The following is a 20923-nucleotide window of genomic DNA, read 5'->3' as shown; positions in this document are numbered from 1 at the left end:
AGTGTGAAGGGGTCAACCAGGGAACTGGAATCCGTCGCGAAAGGACGACTCCGCATCTTGCGCTGCCTGGGGGGTTTCTGTCCCAGCCGGACCGACGGGACGAGACACCGAGGCCTGAAAAACCTGCAGGCCGTGGGCAAAATGCCACGCCGTGACGCCCATCTCCAGCGGCCGGCCCCAGCCATCGACCCGCCAGGCCTGAAACCGCCACCCCTGTGCCTGGGGCTGCGGGGTCATGCCGCGGACCTGCACCGCCCCCAGCGGCGTCACCGCCACGGGCGCCTGGCTGCCCGCCATCTGGCTGGCGGCGTGCAGGTTATCTCGCATGACGCGGGCAAGCGCGCCCAAGGTCGGCCCCACTTCGGTGACATCCTGCACCTGCACGCGGCTGAGTGCCCAGGTCACCTCACCGGTCTGACAGGACCACATCTGCATGGCCAGCGGCTGAGCCGCGCTGGACAGGGTGACGGTCCGCGTCACATGATCGGGTCGGCAGGGAAACAGGGCTTGCAGACCCGGCGCCTCGGGGAGGCGCACCTCGCGCCAGTCCAACGCGGGTGAACAGGCCGTCAGGGTCGCCAGGCCCAGCAGCGGACCGATGCGCGCACAGCGCGCCAGATGGGCCAACAGCATCGCGCGAGGCCTCAGGCAGCTGGCTGGGCCAACAACTGGCCCAGCAGCACGTTCAGTGCCTCAAAGTCAGGCTCGCCCACGTAGCGTTTGACGACCTTGCCCTCGCGGTTGATCACCAAGGTGGTGGGTGTGAGCTGCACGTCGCCGAAGGCTTGGGCCAGACTGCCGTCGTGGTCGATGGCCACCCGGAAAGGCAGCTGGCGGCTCTGCGCAAACTGCATGACGTAGGCCGGCGGATCGTAGGACATGGCCACGGCCAGGGTTTCCAGCCCCTGTGCCTGGAAGCGCTGGTGGGTGGCGACGATCTGGGGCATTTCCTTGACGCAGGTGGTGCAACTGGTGGCCCAGAAGTTGAGCACGGTCACTTTGCCTTTGAACGCGCTTGTGCGATGCTGGCTACCGTCCAGTTGGGTGAAGGGCAAGTCCGGCAAATCCGAACCGGTGCCCGACAGGCAGGCACTCAGGAGCACGGGCAGGCCCAAGATCATCAGACGTCGACTCATTGGCATGGGTTAACCGCAGCAAACTAGATAGGAAACAACATGAAACGTCGCAGTGTATTGTCATCCGTGGGCACATTCGGCCTGGGCCTCGTCACCCTGCCGGCAACAGGGTGGGCAGCGGCCTTCAGCAGCAAGGACGCCACGGCCGCGCTACGGGCTGCCCTCGACAAGGGGGCCGAGGTGGCGGTGTCGCAATTGGGTGCCAACAATGGCTTTTTGAACAATGAGAAGGTGCGCATCGGCCTGCCCTCTCCGCTGGACCAGGCCGCCCCCTTGCTACAGACCATGGGGCGCGGCAAGCAATTGCAACAATTGACCGAGTCCATGAACCACGCGGCCGAGCAAGCGGTGGCCCTGGCCCGCCCGCTGTTGAGCAAGGCCATCAAGGACATGAGCGTGCAGGACGCCGCCGGCATCTTGCAAGGCGGGGACAATGCGGTGACCGAGTACTTCGCCCGCAAGACACGTGACCCGCTGACAGCGCAGTTCCAACCTGTGGTCAACCGCTCGCTGGAAAAACTGTCGGTGACCCAGCGCTACAACGATCTGGCCGGCAAGGCCAAGCAGTTCGGCTTGCTGCAGGGCCAGGGCGGCACCCTGCAGGACCATGTCACGGGCAAGGCGCTGGACGCCCTGTACATGGTGATTGGCGAAGAAGAGCGCAAGATCCGCCAGGACCCGGTGGGCACAGGCAGCGCCTTGCTCAAGAAGGTTTTCGGGGCGCTGTGACCTCGGCCGGTTTGGGACCGCGCTCCAGTTTTTCGACGTGGGGGTCGGCCCAGGAGCCGGTGACCATGAACTCCTGGGTGCTGGCATCGGCCACCTGTTTGCGCAGCAGATACTGGGCAATGAAGGTGCCGATGCCGATCACGGGGTTGATCGCGGCATAGGCCAGCGAGGCTGCCTCGGCGTTGATCTGCGGCACCACGAAGACGTGCAGGTTCTGCGTTTCCTTGGCCAGATCGGCCTGCCCCTCCATCAGCACGATGGCCTGCACGCCCCGCATGCGCAGGTTGCGGGTGGCGGCCACGCCCTGCGTGACCTTGACGTCGCCATCGATGGCGTCGAAAGCGAAACCCTGCTGGAAGAGGTCACGGAAGTCCAGCGTCAGCCGGCGCGGCAGAGACTGCAGGCTCAACACCCCGAGCAGCTTGGCGATGCCCGGATCGGCTTTGAGGAACTGGCCGGCGTTGATCTGAACCTTGATGTCACCGGACATCGTCAGCGGATCAGGCTCCAGGGGCGAGCCCAGCCAGTTGACCTGCCCTGTGAGCTGGCCTTTGCCGCCACGCAGCGTCTGAGGCAGACCCAGGCGTGTCAGCAGAGCACCACTGTCGCGCAGGTCCAGGGTGAAGCCAAACGCCGAGCGCGGACGACCGGGTGTGCCCAGGGCGGCCCAGTTGCCCGAGGCGTCCAGCTGAGCGTCGGGGGTGGTCAGGCGCAGGCGGTTGAGACGCCATTCAGGCAGCGGCGCGCCACCCGCCACGGGCACCAGGCGGTTGAGGGCCTCGACTTCCAAGCGCCCCAAGGCCAGGCCACGCCATTCGAACTGGTCGATCTGGATGTCCAGCGCGGGCAGTTGGGTGGCCCCCTCGCTGGCAAGCATCTGCGCGGTCGCCTGGCTCTGCAGGGCCTGCGCCTCGGCGTTGGGGATGGACAGGCGAGACAAGCGGGCGGTCACCCGGGTGGACGACGGGCCCGCGGCCAGGGGGGCCTTTTCGGGCGCCCATTCGACTTGGCCGGCCACCTGATCGGCGCTGAGCTGCAGGCGCCACACATCGCGGGCCGGGTGAGCCAGGGTGGCGGACACGTCCTTGAGGGTGCGCTGGCGGAAGGTCAGCGCCCCGGTCTGGAGGCTCACCGTCTCAGGCAGCCCATCGCCCACGCCAGCGGCGCTGGCCACCCCGGCCGGGCCACGGAGGGTGTCGGCCACCTTCAGCCAGGCATCCAGGTCCATGGTGGGGCTCAGCCACTGTGCGGCCACGCCCTGTGCGGGCAAGGCCTGCAGCGCCACCGCCTGCCCCGCAGGCGCCTGCACCACGCTGATGAGCCCCCGCGTGACCCGCGCCTCGGCAGCGCTCACCTCGCGGCGCAGGTCCACGCGCACGCGAGGCAAAGCCACTGGCGTCATGGCCAAGGACTGCGGATGACCCACGTCCACCACAATGGCATCCTGCTCGCCCCGTTCGCCTTCTGTGCGATAGGTGACCGCCAGCGGCCACACCGCAGCGGCCGGCTTGCCCAGGGGGGCCGGCAGCGCCGCGCTGATCCCTTGCAAGGTCGAGTTCACCTGGACCTCGGTGCGCGCCCCGGCTGCCACCGTCACCGTCACGGGCGTCTCCCCCGAGAGGTGCGACGCCAATCGGGCCAGGGCCGGATACTCCTGCGCCTGCTTGAGGCCCTCCGCCGACATGCTGCCGCGCGCGCTGAAACGCACGACACGGTCCGCCCCCCGCTTGCCCTGCACCACCATCTCCTGCCCCCAGACGCGGGTGCGCGCCTGCACATCCAGTTGCGTCTCGGTGAGGGCGATGGTGCCGCGCAAAGAGGCAAACGCCGGAATCGACGGGCTCAAGCGCAGGCTGGCCTGGTCCTTGTCCAGCAAGGTGACCAAGCCCTTGACGCGGGTGTCTTCGCCCCGGTTCAGCGGGATGTCCAGCGACAGTTGCAAGGCCCCTCGCCCACCGCCGCGCGCCTCATTGAGCGCACCGCCCGTCCACTCGCCCACCGGCGAGGTGGCCAGGAAGCGCAGCAGGTCGTCCATCGGCCCGGCGCCTCGCCCTTGAATGGTCAGGCGGGGGTCGTCGGCCCCCATGTCGTCGATCTGGCCCGACACCTCGCTCAGGGCAAAGCGACCCGTGCCCATGGTACCCAGCATCCCACGCGCATTCTCGATGAGCATGCGCTGGCCTTCGAAACGCAGCAACCCTTCCAGGGACGTGAAGGCCGGCCAGACGCCCGTTTTCGCGTCAGCGGCCAGCCCCAGCAGCGCCGGCGGCACATAGTCCATGACCACCTGACGGATCGGCACCCGCACGCGGAAGCGCCCGCCCACATCGTCTTTGAAGGGGAAGGCATCCAGATCGCCCTTGACCTCGAAGGTGACCCCTTCGGCATGACCACTGTGGAACGCCTGGCGCACGTAGTCGCGCGTGTCGGGCGGGATGCTCAGGGGCAGATAGCGCCACACGCGGGTGGCCTCGCCGCGCACCAGCCGACCGTCCATCTCCAGCACACCCGGCAGACGCGACACAGACTGGCCCTGCGCGTTGCGCTCACCGGCGGCAGCCGTGCGCCAGGTCGCCTCCAGCGAGCCCTCCGCATCGGCATTGGCGAAACTGGCTTGGCTCACGCTCACCGACCAATTCGCCCCCCCCCCAGCCACGCCGCGCTGTGACCAGTCCACGCGGGCTTTCAGCCTGTCCAAGGCGATGCGCGGCTCTTCGAACACGCCAGGAAAAGCCAGCCAACCCGACTTCATGGCCACATCGGCCCGTCCGCCCGCCTCACTGGCCGACACGGTGACATCGGCCTGCGCCAGCCCCGGCCTCATCCCATCGGCCGACTCCGCCAGACCCAGGCCCTGGATACGGGCCTTGACGCGGTAACGTGTGGGCGCGGTCGGCGCCCCCTCCCAGCTCAGATCCAGATCCGACACGACACCCTGCGGTGCCAAGTCCTGCAAGGCCTGACGATGGGCGGCAGCCAAGGGCAGGCGATCGGCCACCCGCGCCAGCAAGGCCAGGTCCAGATGCTCGGCCTGGGCCTGCCCGCCGCGGGTCTGGCGCCAGGCCTTCGCCACATCCACCAGCGGATCGGCCGCATGGCGCCACACCAGACGCCCCTGACTGACCGGCCACGACAGGCCATCGTTCAACTCAAACGCCAGCTGCTCGAACGCCAACCCGGTCTGGTCGGGTCGGTGCTCCAGGCTCAGGCGGCCACTCAGGCGCTGGAAGCTCAGCGGCGCCAGCTCCGGCGCCAGCCGCACATCCACGCCCCGCACGGCGAGTTGCAAAACGCCCCCCGCCAAGCGCCCCTCTTTCAAGCGCAACTCCGCACGAACGCCGCCCCGCCCCCCGCGCACTTCGACAGGCAGGCTCACATGACGCTGCAGCGTCTGGACATCGACATGGGGCAGGTCCAGCACCACCGCCCCGGTCCAGCTCTGCCACTGACTGGGCTTCGTCAGCGTCGGCCACCCACGTTGCCACCAGGCGGCCCGGTCGTTCAGCGCCCACAAGGGCTGCCTGACATTCATTTCCACGCGCACCCGCTGACCAAACTCAGTGGGCGGCGTGGCGGCCACCACCAGCTCATGGTGACGGCGACCCAGCCCCAGGCGGTGACGCAAGGCCAGATCCACCTGTTGCAGCGCCAGCATGGGGCGACCCAGTTTCTCATCTGTCCAGCGCACCCGGCCCTGGCGAATCTGAATCAGCGACTGCGACAGCACCCAGTCGGCGCCAGCCGAGGACGCCTCCGTGCCCGCCGAGGCCTGAGGCGACAGGCGCAAGCCCGCCACATGGATCTGCCCACCCGCATCTCGGCGCACATCCAGATCCGGTCGCACCAATTCCAGCCGGTCCAGCCGCACCTCGCCCGCCCACAGCGCCTGGGGCGACAAGGTGGCCAGCGACACCCGCGCCGACACTTCCGGCAAGGACAAGGCCACCTGGCCCCGCTCATCCATCAGCTCGACCCGGTGCAAGCTCAGCACCGGCCACATGCCCTCGGCGTGCCCCTGCAGCGCGCCAATGCGCACGGTCACCCCCAATGCCCGAGTGGCTTGTTCGGCCAGGTCCTGCCGCCAATCGCCAATACGGGGCAGAATCTGGAACAGCAAGACCGCCCACGCCACCGCGGCCAGCAACACCAGGGCTCCCAACAGGCTCAGGGTGATGCGGGTCAAACGCCGCGTCGCCCGCCCCATGAACAGGGCCGACGACCACAGCGGATGGCGCTGTCGAGGGGCGGTAGTTTGCGGTGAATGCTCAGTGGGAGCAACAGGAGTCTCAGACATGGATCAGACAGTTCATCCGTCGAACCGCCTACAAAGTGGCCTGACCGCTGCTCTACCATTGCCAGTACAGCCCCAGGGATCGACAAGCGATCACCCTAGCACAGACCTCTTCGCCGGCGACACGGTCCATGATTGATTTCCCTTTCGACGCGGTACCCACCACCACCCCTGCGGCCCATTCCCGCTACGTGCAACGCGTCCGCCGACGCTACTCCGACGAACTCGCTCGGTTCGCCCAATCTGCCCCCGGCACCCCCCGAACCGCAGACATCACGACGCTGATCGCCCACCTGCGTGAGCAAGGCCGCGAACTGGGTTCGGCCCTGCGCGTGGCCCGCCACCTCGTCATGGAGCGTTTGGCCTGCCTGGACATCGAAGCCGGCGCGCCCATGCTGGAGATCACCGCCTCGGTAACCGAACTGGCCGAAGTCACCCTGGACCATGCCCTGGCCGCCGCCGAAGCCGAGCTCGACCTCAAACACGGCGCCCCGCTGGACGCCCAAGGCCAGCGCATCGACCTGTGGGTCATCGGCATGGGCAAACTCGGTGGTCGCGAGCTCAATGTCTCGTCCGACATTGACCTCATCTACGTCTACGAAGACGAAGGTCACACCACCGGTGTCGAAGATGGCGGCGTGGTGCGCGGCCGCATCACCGCCCACGAGTACTTCAGCCAGATCGCCCGCCGGCTGTCCACCCTGATCGGCGACACCACCGACGACGGCTTCGTCTTTCGCGTCGACCTGGCTCTGCGCCCCAACGGCAACTCCGGCCCTTCCGTGGTCAGCATGGGGATGCTGGAAGAGTACTTCCTCGTGCAGGGCCGCGAATGGGAGCGCTTTGCCTGGCTCAAGAGCCGGATCATCGCGCCGCGTCGCGCCATGCCCGGTGGGGACCACCATGGGCGCGCCCTCGCCTTGCGCGACCTGGTCATGCCTTTCGTGTTCCGTCGCTACCTCGACTACGGCGTCTTCGAAGGCCTGCGCCAACTGCACCGCAAGATCCGCGACGAGGCCACCCGCCGCGCCGCGGGCCGCCCCGAACGCGCCAACGACGTCAAACTGGCCCGCGGTGGCATCCGCGAAATCGAGTTCACCGTACAACTGTTGCAGGTGGTCCGTGGCGGCCAGTTCCCGGAAATCCGCACCCGCTCCACCCTCAAGGCCCTGCCCCGCCTGGCCGCGCGCGGCCTGATCCCGCCCGACAAGGCCGAGAAGCTGGCCGAGGCCTACACCTTCCTGCGCCGCATCGAGCACCGCATCCAGTTCCTCGACGACCAGCAAACCCACATGCTGCCCACCGAGGATGGCGATCTGGCCTGGATCGCCGACAGCCTGGGCATCCAGCCGCTCACGCCGGACCGTGCCGAGCGCCCCGAATGCCGCTCCAGCACCTGCCAACTGCTCGAAGCCCTGTGCAAGGTGCGCGAGTTCGTGGCCACCGAGTTCGACGCCCTGCTCCACGATGGCCGCGACCCCAAAGCCAACGGTTGCAAAGGCTGCGGCGGCCCGCCCCTGCCGGTCGACAGCGAAGAGTTCCTCGCCAAGCTCCCCGAGTCCATCGCGCCGCACGTGCGCCAGTTCGCCTTGCACAGCAAGGTGGCTCTGCTGTCGGATGCAGCCAAGCTGCGCCTGGCCAAGCTGATCGGGCGCGCCACCAAAGCGGCCATGGCGGCTGCCGAAGCCCCAGACGGCGCCCCCTGCATGAATGCCGACACCGTCCGGCACTTTGTCGACTGGCTCACCCCCCTGCTGCGCCGCGACAGTTACCTGGCCCTGCTGGACGAACGGCCCGAGGTGCTCAACCGCCTGCTGCGCCTGCTGGGCCTGGCCAAATGGCCCATGCACTACCTGCTGCGCCACCCAGGCGTCATCGACGAGCTGGCCGACCCGCGCCTGCTGGAGGGACGCTTTGATGCTGCGGCCTACCAGCGCGACCTCGAAGACCGCCACACCGCCTGGACACGCGCCGGCCAGGCCGACGAGGAAGCGCTGCTCGACACCTTGCGTCGCGCCCACCACGCCGAGGTGTTCCGCACCCTGGTGCGCGACGTGGAAGGCACGCTCACCGTCGAGCAGGTGGCCGACGACCTCTCTGCGCTGGCCGACGCCACCCTGGCTGTTGCCATCAAGTGGGCGTGGAGCTACCTCCAGCAACGCCCTGGCAAACAAGGCCGCTACGCCGTGGGCCGCCAGCCCCACTTCGCCGTCATTGCCTACGGCAAACTCGGCGGCAAAGAGCTGGGTTACGGCAGCGACCTGGACGTCGTCTTCTTGTTCGACGAAACCCAGGATGCCCCGGACCCTCAGGCCGGCCCCGACACCCCCAGCGCCATCGATGCCTACCTGCTGTTTGCCCGCAAACTGGTCACCTGGCTGACGCTGCGCACCTCGGCCGGCGAGCTGTTCGACATCGACACGGCCTTGCGCCCCAACGGCAACTCCGGCCTGCTGGTGACGAGCTTCCACGCCTTTGACGACTACCAACGCCAGCGAGGCAGCAACACCGCCTGGACGTGGGAGCATCAAGCCCTCAGTCGCGCGCGCTGGTGTGCCGGCGAGGTGGCCCTGGCCGAGCGCTTTGAAACCACGCGTCGCAGTGTGCTGTCCGCCCAACGCGACCCCGTGGCCCTGCGCGAGGAAGTCATCGCCATGCGCGAGCGCTTGCGCGAGGCCCACGCCTGCCCGTCCGAGCAGTTCGACATCAAACACAGCCGCGGCGGCATGATCGATGTCGAGTTCGCTGTGCAGTACCTGGTGCTGACCCACAGCCACACCCACGCCGAACTGCTGGACAACGTCGGCAACATCGCCCTGCTGCAGCGCGCCGAAGACGCGGGCCTGTTGCCGCCTGGCATCGGCCAAGCGGCGGGGCAGGCCTATCGGGAACTGCGCCGCATCCAGCACCGGGCACGCTTGGACGACGCCAGCACCAAGTTGACGGGCGATGCGTTGACCGCCATTGCACCGCACCGCGAAGCCGTGCTGACCCTCTGGCAGAGCGTTTTCCCTGGCCACTGACGATCGCGGCGGCGGAGCTAGCACTGTCACGGCCACACAACAGGCACAGCCCCCCATGTGAGCGGCAGGAGAAAACCCCAGGGAACTCACACCTTCCCTGCGTGATCATCTGGTGGTGACGCAAAAGAACGCGTGCACCCGTTCTGGTACCCACCTTGATTTGATCAACACCTGCCACACCATGACCCATCGCCTGCAAGCCATTGCCCGTCAACGCACCATCCGCACGATGGCGCTGCTGCCCGTCGTCGTTGCTGCCGCCTTGGCGGCGGGTTGTGGCGACAAGTCCAAATCCGCTGAAGGCAAGGCCACCCAGGCGGCGGCTCGCGTGGACGGCAGCGAGATCACCGTTCACCAGATCAACCAGGTACTGGAGCGCCAGCAAGGTTTGAAGCCCGAGCAGGCCGAAGCGGCCAGCCATCAAGTCCTGGAAAGCCTGATCGACCAGCAACTGGCCGTCGCCAAGGCCGAGGCGCAGAAGCTCGACCGTGACCCGCAAGTGGTGCAGCTCTTGGAAGCCACACGCCGCAACATCCTGGCGCGAACCTATCTGGAAAAAGCGGCCGCATCCGGTGCGGGCACCCCTTCAGCCGAAGACATCCGCAAGTACTACGATGAAAAGCCCGCCTTGTTCTCTCAGCGCAAGGTCTATGCGCTGCAAGAGTTCACGGTCCCGGCCACCAAGGAACAAAGCCCGGCACTGCTGGAGCAGCTGAAGGCGGCGCGCGGCCCGGCTCAGTTCGTAGAAGTGCTCAAAGCCAGCGGCATCAAGTTCAGCGCCAACCAGATCACCCAGGCTGCTGAAGGCCTGCCACTCGGCATCATCGACCCGCTGAGCAAGGTCGGCGACGGCGAGGCCCTCTACATCACAGGCAACGACGGCTTCAAGGCCCTGCTGGTGGTTGCCTCGCGCAGCCAGCCAGTCGCGTTCGAACAGGCCAAGCCGGCCATCGAGCAGTACCTCACAGCTGAGCGTCGTCGTGAGTTTGCAACCAAGGAGATGAAGGCTTTGCGTGAGGCAGCGAAGGTGGAGTACCTTGGAAAGTTTGCCAACAAACCGGCGTCTGGCGTGGCAGCAGGAGCCCCCGTGGCCTCAGCACCCTCACAACCCTCTGCAGCCCCCTCGACAGTGGACGGCGCATCAGCACCGAGCGTTGACGCCGACGCCCTCAACAAAGGCCTGACCGGTCTGAAATGATGCCCCGGGCGGGGGTTTGACCCCTGCCCCGCAATTCCGCCATTCCGAAGCTCGCTGCCCCGCCAAGACGACCATGACGTTCAACCAATTCCTGCGAATCATCCGTTCCCGCTGGGTGCTGGTCTTATCGATTGTCACGGTCGTCGTGCTCAGCACATTGGGCGTCAGCCTGATGCTGACCAAGCAGTACATGGCATCGGCCACCGTCATGGCCGACGTGCGGCCCGACCCGGTCTCCCCTTACCCGATGGCTGGCGCCATGGCCAGTACCTATTTGGCCACCCAGGTCGACATCATCAAGAGCACCCACGTAGCGCAGCGGGTGGTTCGCACGCTCAGACTCACCGAGAACCCGCAGATGCGCGAGCTCTGGATGAAGCAAACCAAGGGTCAAGGTGACTTGACTGCGTGGGCGGCCAACCTCATCGACAAAGGCCTGGCGGTCAAACCCTCGCGTGAATCGAACGTCATTGAAATCCAGTACGAGGGCAACTCGCCCGGATTCGCTTCCACGCTCGCCAACGCCTACGCACGCGCTTACATCGAGTCCACGGTACAGATCAAGGTCGGTCCAGCCCGCCAGTACGCCGAGTTTTTCGAAGAACGCGCGCGCGCGGCCCGTGAAAAGCTTGAGCGCGCCCGCGAAAAACTCGCAGAAGCCCAGCGAGAGAAGGGCATCGTGCTGACCGATGAGCGGCTGGACGTCGAAACCGCGCGTCTTGCAGAACTTTCCAGCCAAGTCAACGCCCTGCGCGCCATGCGCTCAGAAACCACCAGCCGCCGCGCCCAGGCGTCGGCCAATCCTGATCAACTCAACGACGTGTTGAACAACCCTGTGGTGGCCAACCTCAAGACTGATCTGGCCCGCCAAGAAGGTCGCCTGCGCGAGCTGAACGAACGCCTCGGTGACGCTCACCCGCAGGTCATCGAGTCCCGCGCCACGATCGACAGCCTGCGCGCCCAGATTCGCAGCGAAACCAGTCGAGTGACCGGCAGCGTGAGCGGTGGTGCCTCCATGGTCGCACAGCGTGAGACTGAGGCCATCGCAGCCTTCGAAGCGCAACGTGAGCGCTTGCTCAAGCTCAAGGAAAGTCGCACAGACTTGCAGGTCATGGAGCGTGAAGTCGAAACCGCCCAACGCATCTACGACTCCATCCAGGAACGCCTGAGCCAGACCAACCTCGAGAGCCAGACCAGCCAGTCTGGCATCTACTTGCTCAGCAGTGCCACCGAACCCACCTCGCCGACCTCGCCTCGCGTTTTTCTCAACACCGCGGTGTCGCTCGTGCTGGGCACACTTCTGGCGCTCATGGTGGCCATGACCGTTGAACTCTTTGACCGTCGAGTACGCAGTCCCATTGACATCACTCAGGCTCTGGAAATTCCTGTCATCGGCGTACTGCCGGCGCCGAAATCTCATCGCCTCAAAACGGCTCGCCTGCGCCTCGCCTTTGGCAGCAAATCTGCCTCGTGATCTCTGTTGTTGACTGCACGCCCCATCCAAAGGCATTCATGAAGCCCCATTTCAGCCAATCCCGCCTGGGTCCTATCGACGAATCCGACGACTTTCCGGACACGCAAGCGGCTCCGATGGAAAAATCCATTGGCCAGTTGATCAGTGAAGCCAATAACCTGTCGACTGATCAGATCGAACAGATCTTGTCCTACCAGAAGGACAACGGCGTTCGCTTTGGCGAGGCCGCCGTGGCCTTGGGTTTGGCCAAGACCGACGACGTTCTCTGGGCTTTGGCTCAGCAGTTCCACTATCCCTACGCGAGCGAAGGCAGGAACTCGCTCAACCCGGAATTGATTGTCGGCAACGCCCCCTTCACCGATCAAGCAGAAGCGTTTCGCACCATCAGAAGCCATCTGATCATGAAGGTATACAGCTCGGAAGGCCCACGTCCAGCCATCGCCGTGCTGAGCCCCGACTCCGGTGATGGCAAGACATACTTTGCAGCCAACTTGGCCGTAGCCTTCTCGCAACTCCCGGGTCGCACCCTGTTGGTTGATGCCAACTTCCGCAACCCCCGCATGCACGAACTCTTCAACCTGACCGATCGCAATGGTGGGCTGTCAGCCATTTTGTCGGGGCGCACGGCTTCCAAAGTCATCCAGGCGGTCAAGGAGTTACCGAATCTGTTCGTGTTGCCGGTTGGCGCCACCCCACCAAATCCCCTTGAGTTGCTGGAACGTCCCGCCTTTGACTTGTTGATGCGCGAACTCAAGACCAAGTTCGACAGGATCATCGTAGATACGCCGGCAGCGTCTCAAGGCACCGATGGTGCCGTGATCGCCGCACGTTGTGGGGCTGTGCTGCTTGTGTCGAGCCAAAACAAGAGCCGAATGCCAGCGCTCAGTGAACTGGTCAAACTTGTCGGCATGAGCTCGGCCAAAATTGTGGGCGCCATCGTCAACGAACACAGCGCGTGAGACAGGGCGTCCAGGCTCCACGACGGACGCCAGCCTGAACAGGGCAAGTTGACCTGAGCGGACGCTACGGCCCGATCCACATAGGGCGAAAGTCCGCTTTCAGCCCTGAGGCTGGAATCGGCTGGCAAACTCCATCAATCCGGCAAACTTGCGTAGCTCCAGCAGGGGGAGGCACGCCAATCCCCATATCAACGGGCTTTGCTGGGTGCCATACGATTTGAGACTCTCGCCCTTTGCTATCTTTCAGCACAGCGCGCCACATCCCCCCAGTTTGGCCGGTCTCCATACGGATCAGTGTCTGCCCGGTCAGCCACCGACGAGCCTGTCTGAAAGCCTCGCCCGACGCATTGACACCTGTCGTCGCGTTGTTCCTTCGATTGAAGTAGGTCGGTGAGCTTGGCCAGCCATGCTGGTCGTCCCATGCATATTGGTAGATGCGCCCCAGGCCGGACGCCCATCCGACAACAAAAAATCGTGCCAAATAGGCCGGACCCAATTCCGTGCGTGTAGGTGCCTGAAGCCCCTTCTGGCGGGCTGCGACCACAGCCGGGTCCAGATCCAGCGCAATTTCGGAAATTGCGCTCTCCGTGCTCCACAAAGATTTGTTTGCCAGGCCATGATCCTGCATCAATCCTCGCAAAGCCAGCACATGAGGCATCAGCAACTCCGGGGGCCCTTCCTGATAGATGTGATACCCAATGGCGTCAGCCTTCTTGCCACCACCGATGCGCAGGAAATAGTCCAAATAATTGCGATGGTGGTAACTGATGCCCGCAGTGACCACCTGAGCCGTTGCGTCGATCTGCCGAATCAGGCGAATGGCCTCGTTCTGTAACTCCAGCAGTTGCTCTGGCGTCCCCCGATACCCTGAGCCCAAGCCGCTGCGACAGGCATCGGTGGATGGACACCAAGGGTGGCGGGGCGGGAAATTCGGCTCGTTCCAGATCTCCCAGCTGCGAATCGCGCGACCGTTATATCGACCCACCAAATCCGACACCCAGTTCTGCCAGTCACCAAGTCGACGAGGCGTCTCATCGCAGCGGTAACAATCAGAAAGGCCCTCTATATCGGCATCTTCGGACAACGACGCCCATGCAGGGGCGTAGCCCCCGAGCACCATGAGAAGGTCCGTACCCTGCCGCTCTGCTTGCAAGACGCGATCGTCCAGCGTACTCCACTGGTAAGTGCGCTTGCCGCCTTGGGGACGACTCTTCTGAACTTGAAACCACTGAGACTCGCTGCTGTCCCAGATTCGCACCGCCCCCGCCTGCGAATCGACCAAGCCACCTTTGACGTTGCGCGCGTGCATGATGTGGGTACCAAAGAAAGTCACAGGCACCTCCCCCTTCGGCAACGACAGGGGCTGCACTTTTCCAATCAGTGAGGCATCGTCCACCCAGAGAATGCCCGGTGTCGCACTGGACACCATGAACACGGCTTGCCTGCTCGACTGCTCCCAAAGCCCATGGCTGAAAGCTGACACGTCGAGCCACGTCCATTCATCCCCCACGCGCAGGGTACGCGCACCATACTCAAGGTAAGGTGCCCCGCCCTGCCTGACGGACACCTTGACCATCATCGGGGACTGGGCTCGCACCCAAATACCAGCGCGCAAATGCGAGTCAACAGGCATCGTCACGTGCTGGACCAGTTGGAACACGCCCTCAGACAAGGTCACTTGCAACGCTTTACCCGAACGCGCAGGTGCAACCACGGCTTCATAGCTCACGCGGGCCAGAGGGTGCCAGCAAGAATTGTCACCCCACGACATGGGCAAGGAGCCAGAGACCCGAGTGCAGTCCGCTAACTGTCGCGTGGCGCCGTCGAAACCCCCGTCTTTGAGAATGCTCACTGCCGGCACCGCTGATGCTGCCGCAGGCTTCTGCGCCTGGGCTTGCGACATGATGCTGCAGCCCGCCAGTAACAACGCCTGCCATCCATAGCGCCAACGCACAGGGCGCAAGGCGCCCAGAAGAGCACGCCACAAAGGACCTGCAACGCGTCCAAGACACTCTGCAAACACGATAACCCCCAGTACGACGCGATGCCCGATCAACACTTGGTCACTGACCGCCAGGCATTGAAACCAGAAAACCATACAGACTACCTGCAACGGTCTCGGCCTCGAAACATGCTTGAAAACGCTCTATGGCTGCCGCGCGCATGGCCACCAGTGCTTTGTCATCATCCAACGTTGCCAACAGGATGTCACATGCGCGACTGACGTCATCCAAAGGCCAATATCGGCCCTGCACGCCATCGTCAAAAATCTCGGGGATTCCACCAACCGCACCAGCCATCACCGGCACTCCAGCCGACAGCGCCTCCAGCAGTACCACCGGCAGATTCTCCATCACCGCAGCATGCACATACAACCGATGCCCTGGAATGTAGGCTCGTCCTTGCGGCGAGAAACCCTCAAAGTGAACTTGTTCAGCCAGCCCCAGCTCATTCACCCGCTTGGTCAGGGGGCCACGATCTGGCCCGTCACCCACAAGCGTGAGGCTAACAATGCGACCGCGTTGCCGCGCTTCAGCCAGCACCTCCAGTAAGAAGCCCTGGTTCTTGCGCGGCTCTAGCGTGCCTATGCAGATGAGGTCTCTCCCGACCACGCTCGGCAACGCAGATGTACCTGACAGCGGCTTGACGAAGTTGGGGATGATCGCCGCATTTGAATGATCCAAACCTGGCCACACCTTGCCCAACTCGCGCAGCATGAAAGCAGACACAAAAATCAAACCCTGCACACGACGCACAACCGATGACTCCAAGGCGCGGATGCCCCGATCCATCGGACCGTCGCGAGCGATCATTCCCTTGCCAATCCACTCTTCGGATTGAGACACATTGAAGTGCACGACCAGTGCCACGCGCTGCTCTGGATGTCGGCGCGCGCGCAAAGCCACATCGGCCGATAAGGGGCACTGGGCATACACGACGCAATTCGGATGTCGGCGCAGGAGTGCGCGCAAACGCACCCCTAGCAAAGCAGAATGACCGCGCCGGTACAAAGCCACGGCGGCCGGCTTAAGCAGATGCTCCAGCAACCGACGCGAGGCAATGAAAAGCGCCAAGAATGGGCTGGTTGACCAATGAAAAGGCGTCGCAACCTCATAAGGTAGACCGCGGCCAGCCAGATAGCCGACAAACTCACGCATGTGCGCCTGCACGCCAGTAGTGCCCTCCAGTCGCATCAAGGAGGCCAGGATGATCACCGGCTGGCTCATGCTCGCCCCCCCGCCCCAACTGCACGAGAGACAGCCTGCTCCACGGCCGCACTCACACCCCTAGCAGCCGCATCGTAGGTATAACTCCCGACCGCTCGGCGCGCGGCCACCGACATCGAAGTCCACAAGACATCATCGCTGAGCAACTCCACGCAACGCTCCACCCAGGCGCTCGTCTCCAGCGGGCAGACGAATCCACTCACGCCATCGACGATCAACTCCCCGGCCACGCCCGTGTGCGGAGATACCACGCAAGGCACACCGGTAGCGCAGGCTTCGTTTGCTACGACCCCCCAGCAGTCGAACGATGTGGGAAAGAGAAAAACGCGCGAGGCTGCATACTCCAACGGCAATTCAGCCTGAGACAGGTAGCCTGCGAAGGAGACGTCTACCCATTCAGACACTTCCTGTGCCATTTGACGCATGGCCGGCTCCATGTCCCCCTTACCGACGAACCTCAGAACGAGGCGTCGTCCCAGCCGCTGTGCAGCCAGATGTGCCACACGAATCGCCATTAATGGATTCTTGGAGGCGATGAATCGCCCACAGAACAACAGGTCTTGAGTACGCGGAACTTCCACCGAAGCAAACCGAGAGTTGTCGGTACACAGTGCAGACACATGGATACGCTCACGGGGCAAACCGTAACTCAGGTAGAGGTCAGTCGACCCCTGGCATGCACCGACAAAGGATTTTGTGTAACTGAAGACGAAGCGTCGAACCAGCCTATGCTTCCAGCTTAAGCTGCGCTCTGATTCAAGCGTGCCATCGGTCATGGTCACATGAGGCACGCGATGCATCACCGCCCACGCGAAAGCAAACAGGAACGTGGGAATGAAGCCGGAGGTCACGACGACATCAGGCTGAATCGAATTCAAAAGGCGCCAGACACCTGGATCAGCGTGCGAGAACCGTGTGTCGTGAATCTCATAGCGCCCTTTCAGGAAGTGCACCTGATACCGGCTCGATCGCCCGTCCTGAGACGGGTCAATGTGAGCCCCTGCACAGTACACCATGTGCAGCTCGACATGCCCCGAAGCCGCCAGGAGATCCCAAGTCGGCAAACGATAGGGGGCCGGTACGTTCGTGATCACTGCGCATCGAATAGGTCGCTTGGTTGCCTGCATCAACTTCCCCACAGCGCAAAGGCCTTGGTTTTTTGGGGGGGCGAGGTAACGGCCACCTTCCCATCTGGTTCATCGGGAGAAGCGAAAATCAGCAACAGCACACTCGCAAGTGGCCATGTCTTCAAGGCAAACAATGACACTGTCATGGTCATGCCCTGCACCAAGTACATCAAGAACGCCACAAAAGCGAGCCCTCCGGCCCACTGACGTCGTCCTGCGCTGTTGGCGATACGCCAAACCAAGTACCACCCGCTGAAGTTCATGGCGAGGCCAAAAATTCCTTGCGTGGTCATTTGATACAGATAATCGTTGTGGGCGCCATGTGGCACACCATCGGAGACGTTCTCCATGTAGATCAACAAGTCCGCATACAAACCGCGGCCAAAGAGCAATTCCAGCGGACCATAAGTGGCCAGTCCGTAGCGGAAAAGCACCTCCAGAATGCGGTCTCGGCCCTGTGTCAAGGAACCCATGTTTGACGTGTCAAACCCCAACTTGGATGGATCGTAAAGCAACATCACCAGCGCAGCGACCACCCCCAGGAAGGCCGCATAACCGGCCAACACCGCAGGTCGGGTGCCGTTCTTGTAGGCAATGAAGGCCAGAACAATCAGCATGGTCAGATAATTGGCACGAGAGTTCGCCAACACGACCATGCCCACAGACACCAAAGTCAAGATCAAGAGATCTGGGGTGGGCTTGTAACGATTCCAGGCTGCGTAGATCAACACAGACGTGGCCAAGCTGTATGACAAGTCCGTCTTGAACATATAAAAGCCTTTGAACGTACGCACCCCTCCCCAGTAAGTCCAGCCGAAATCGAAAGGGATAAGGGCAGCATTAGCGAGGATGTTCAAAGCCGCGCCTAGGGCCAACGCAAAAGGAAGACTCTTGTCCTTGGCGGCCACCAATAGCCCAAAGAAGATAAACGGACTGACGATCTTGAAGATCATCTGCGGGGACCCGTTTTGCACCATCATTAGCATCACAAGAAATGTGAAGTACAGCATCACGTACACCCACAGCACCGACTGCAGGTTGTTCACGCCTCGGCCCTGAAGTTGCCGATCAAAGGCTCGCCCGGTGCGCATGAAGAAGACGCCGAAAATGAGCAAGAAGAAATACAGGTACTTGACGACGTTGACCTCAAAGAAGGCGTCAACGCCGGATTTCAGTACCACTGCCAGAAAAATGGGGGCTGCGTAAAACGTTGGAAATTCTATTTTTTTCATGACAGGATGCCTCCCGACTGATCCACACCTGCGTGGCGCACTTGCTTGAGCAGGCGGCGCATACCCAAGAAGAGCACCAACGCGTACGTCATTTCACCCAGAACCAAGCCCAGCATCAGACCGTTCTTGGCGTAGAAAACCCCTAAGACATACATGACTGGAATGCTGATGACCGAGCTGATGGCCGCCGCATAAAAAGACTGACGGAAACGCCCTCCTGCCAAGAGAACCCCATTACATATGCCAGACAAACCACTGGCGAAGAAGAACAACGCCCACCAGGCAATGTCAATGGACAAGCCGCGGTACTTCTGTCCCAAAACATGAGCCTCTAGCGTCGGATATGCAAACGCCAGCGTCAGGGTGTAAGTGAGTACGATGGCAAATACGCCGGCCATGGAGATCCAGGTCAGTCGACTCACACCGCGCACGTCACCATCCGTCAAACTGCGGCTGACTCGGGGACGGAAGATGTTGGCCCATGAAACGAACACCATTCCCAGCGGCGCCGCGAACAACTTTGCAGCCACCACCTCGGCCGTGGTCTCAGGGCCTACGACGCGGGCTCCAATCAACAAATACCCGTTCCCAAAAGCCCACGCCACCAAGCCTGCTGGCAACGACCACTTCGCATAGGGCCAAATATCCCGCAGAAGGGTCAACCACGCCTGCCATCGAACCGCCAGGGACAGCTCAGCTGATCGCAACCAAGGCAGCGCACTCAATAAGCCAGCCAGCGCCATCACGTACAACACACCCGCCGCTGAGATCTCGCTCGATCGCATCAGCAAGCCCACGCTGACCGCAAGAGCCAGCACATACATCACGTCCTGCCAGAGGCACAGGTCAGGCCTCAGTCGGATGAACTGAACATTGCGCAAGAACTCTCGTAGCCAGACACCAATCACCATGCAACTCATGGCACCGGCCAACGGCCAGGTAACAGCCTCCATCGCGATGGAGGCCGGCACCAACCAGATCACCGCCCCCCCCACCAAGGCCATCACAACGCTGAGCGCGATCTGCAAGCCGAAATATGCATCAGCCATGTCTCGCCTGGCCTGACCTGTACGCTGCGGCAACAGAGTCAGCGCCGTCGTGTTGATCAATGCCGCCTGGATTGCCAACGTGAGCGCTATATAGCCCACCAGTTGACTGTAGGCGTAGTAATCGGTTTTGGAGGCATATTTAATGAACACCAGTCCGATCAGAAAGTTGGAGACACTCAGCAGCGCTTGATCCAGCAAGGAATAGTGAACGCCTTTAAAGACAGACTCTTGGCCTGCAGGAGCCTTGACCTCACCGGACATAGGCCCCCCCTTGCAGCCGTGCGCCACGCAAATCAGCCATGGCTCGGCGATAGATCCCTTCCAGCTGCGCCACATTTCGCTCTGGCGTGTAAAGCGCTTCGTACTCGGCTCGGGCAGCGCGCCCCATCTCCAGCATCGCCTGCGGGTTCAACTGAGCCCAGCGGATGCACTCGGCCAAGGCGGCAGCATTGCCAGGCTCGAACAGCAAGCCCGTGCGCCCTTCTTTCACCAACTCCTGCAAGGAGCCGTGACGACTGGCAATCACTGGCACGCCACACGCATAGGCTTCCACGAGAGTGCGTGGAAAGCCCTCATAGCAAGCACTAGGCAACACCAGGTACGCCGCACGAGACAAGCGCGTCAAGACTTCGCTCAAGGGACGCGCACCCAGCCAAGCATCGCCGGCCACCGCCTTCAGATCAACCTCCAGTGGTCCACTGCCGATCACCTCGACGCCGTGTGTCGGATGGGCCTGCATGGCTTCGATCAAGGTCGCCACGCCTTTCTCAACCGACAATCGGCCCACGTAGACCCCACCGTGCCGGCCAGACCAATCGGGCGGTGCCAACTGATCGACGAAATTCGGTTTCACGTCAATCCGATCAGCTGGCAGCCCCCCCGCAATGAACTTGCCACGACAGAACTCATTGAGCGCGATGTAACGCGTCACCTTGTGCCGCCAGGTGCCCAACCCCTTGTGCAGCGTCACCATCGCGGCCACGGCCGCGGTTTGCACCGCCGACTCACGGTAGCAGCGGTGCTGCACTGCAGGCCAAGGCAACAGGCGACCCAGACACTCCTCGCACACCCGCCCTTCACGCAAGAAAGTGGCCTGCGGACACAGCAGTCGGAAGTTGTGCAGTGTCTGAACCACAGGCACACCCTCACCCGCTGCTGCCCAGAATACGGAGGGCGAAATCAGCGGCAAGGTGTTGTGCACGTGGATGACGTCGGGCTGGAAGCGAGCGACACGATCGCGCAAAGTGCGGACGGTCTCGGTCGACCACAGCGTCTGCTGTGCCACGTTCAAACGTGACATGCCACTGACGTCGTTGTTGTGCCGGATCCATAGATCGACCTCGTGCCCCCGTTGGCGCAGCAAGGCGGTTTCGGCCTCGACCACGCTGTCCTCCCCTCCGCGCAACTGATACGCGTTATGGGCGATCAGCACACGTAGACGAGCGGGCGAGCCCGCATCACGATCGATCACGCTGTCG

Annotated in this window: 14 protein-coding genes; 5 read left to right on the top strand and 9 right to left on the bottom strand. The window is 63.1% G+C overall.

Features of this window, described 5'->3' with window-relative positions:
- Nucleotides 1–12 precede the first annotated feature (12 nt).
- Complete coding sequence (locus AC3WW4_RS04540; RefSeq protein ID WP_488827197.1) at nt 13–633, bottom strand: hypothetical protein; 621 nt, start codon at nt 631–633, stop codon at nt 13–15.
- Nucleotides 634–644: 11 nt separating this feature from the next.
- Complete coding sequence (locus tag AC3WW4_RS04535) at nt 645–1142, bottom strand: TlpA disulfide reductase family protein (RefSeq protein ID WP_488827196.1); 498 nt, start codon at nt 1140–1142, stop codon at nt 645–647.
- Between the two features lie 33 nt (nt 1143–1175).
- Here AC3WW4_RS04535 and AC3WW4_RS04530 point away from each other — a divergent pair, with 33 nt between their 5' ends.
- Nucleotides 1176–1865, top strand: a complete 690-nt coding sequence (locus AC3WW4_RS04530; protein ID WP_488827194.1) for a DUF4197 domain-containing protein — start codon at nt 1176–1178, stop codon at nt 1863–1865.
- Here AC3WW4_RS04530 and AC3WW4_RS04525 read toward each other — a convergent pair.
- Entirely contained in the window at nt 1840–6159 is a 4320-nt protein-coding gene (locus AC3WW4_RS04525; RefSeq protein WP_488827193.1) for a YhdP family protein, read from the bottom strand. The genes AC3WW4_RS04530 and AC3WW4_RS04525 overlap by 26 nt on opposite strands.
- 128 nt (nt 6160–6287) lie before the next feature.
- On the opposite strand from AC3WW4_RS04525, the gene glnE reads away from it, so the two are divergent.
- The 4 genes from glnE to AC3WW4_RS04505 all read left to right on the top strand — a co-directional run bounded on the left by glnE (nt 6288) and on the right by AC3WW4_RS04505 (nt 12810).
- Complete coding sequence (gene glnE, locus AC3WW4_RS04520; RefSeq protein WP_488827191.1) at nt 6288–9179, top strand: bifunctional [glutamate--ammonia ligase]-adenylyl-L-tyrosine phosphorylase/[glutamate--ammonia-ligase] adenylyltransferase; 2892 nt, start codon at nt 6288–6290, stop codon at nt 9177–9179.
- Between the two features lie 181 nt (nt 9180–9360).
- Entirely contained in the window at nt 9361–10377 is a 1017-nt protein-coding gene (locus AC3WW4_RS04515) for an EpsD family peptidyl-prolyl cis-trans isomerase (protein WP_488827190.1), read from the top strand.
- A 73-nt stretch (nt 10378–10450) separates the two neighbouring features.
- A complete protein-coding gene (gene epsF / locus AC3WW4_RS04510) occupies nt 10451–11851 on the top strand; it encodes a chain length determinant protein EpsF (RefSeq protein WP_488827189.1) in 1401 nt (466 codons plus the stop codon).
- A gap of 38 nt (nt 11852–11889) precedes the next feature.
- On the top strand, nt 11890–12810 hold the full coding sequence (locus tag AC3WW4_RS04505; protein WP_488827188.1) for a polysaccharide biosynthesis tyrosine autokinase: 921 nt from the start codon (nt 11890–11892) through the stop codon (nt 12808–12810).
- A 64-nt stretch (nt 12811–12874) separates the two neighbouring features.
- On the opposite strand, the gene AC3WW4_RS04500 is transcribed toward AC3WW4_RS04505, so the two are convergent.
- From AC3WW4_RS04500 to AC3WW4_RS04475, 6 genes are all read right to left on the bottom strand, one after another.
- The gene (locus AC3WW4_RS04500; RefSeq protein ID WP_488827187.1) at nt 12875–14539 is read right to left on the bottom strand and encodes a hypothetical protein; all 1665 of its coding nucleotides are present in this window, start codon (nt 14537–14539) and stop codon (nt 12875–12877) included.
- Nucleotides 14540–14873: 334 nt separating this feature from the next.
- Nucleotides 14874–16037, bottom strand: coding sequence for a glycosyltransferase family 4 protein (locus AC3WW4_RS04495; RefSeq protein WP_488827186.1), 1164 nt, complete (start codon nt 16035–16037; stop codon nt 14874–14876).
- Nucleotides 16034–17164 carry a glycosyltransferase family 4 protein gene (locus AC3WW4_RS04490; protein ID WP_488827185.1) on the bottom strand — a complete coding sequence of 377 codons (1131 nt, stop codon included), beginning with the start codon at nt 17162–17164 and terminating at the stop codon, nt 16034–16036. The genes AC3WW4_RS04495 and AC3WW4_RS04490 overlap by 4 nt, the downstream gene beginning before the upstream one ends.
- Nucleotides 17164–18396: an O-antigen ligase family protein gene (locus AC3WW4_RS04485; RefSeq protein WP_488827184.1), complete on the bottom strand. Its 1233-nt coding sequence runs from the start codon at nt 18394–18396 to the stop codon at nt 17164–17166. The genes AC3WW4_RS04490 and AC3WW4_RS04485 overlap by 1 nt, the downstream gene beginning before the upstream one ends.
- Nucleotides 18393–19706 carry a lipopolysaccharide biosynthesis protein gene (locus AC3WW4_RS04480; RefSeq protein ID WP_488827183.1) on the bottom strand — a complete coding sequence of 438 codons (1314 nt, stop codon included), beginning with the start codon at nt 19704–19706 and terminating at the stop codon, nt 18393–18395. Before AC3WW4_RS04480 ends, AC3WW4_RS04485 begins: the two co-directional genes overlap by 4 nt.
- Complete coding sequence (locus AC3WW4_RS04475) at nt 19696–20916, bottom strand: glycosyltransferase family 4 protein (RefSeq protein WP_488827182.1); 1221 nt, start codon at nt 20914–20916, stop codon at nt 19696–19698. The genes AC3WW4_RS04480 and AC3WW4_RS04475 overlap by 11 nt, the downstream gene beginning before the upstream one ends.
- Nucleotides 20917–20923 lie beyond the last annotated feature (7 nt).

This window comes from Aquabacterium sp. TM01, assembly GCF_057808345.1.
Note: the sequence above shows the minus strand (reverse complement) of the source record. Positions and strands in the feature narration are given on the sequence as shown.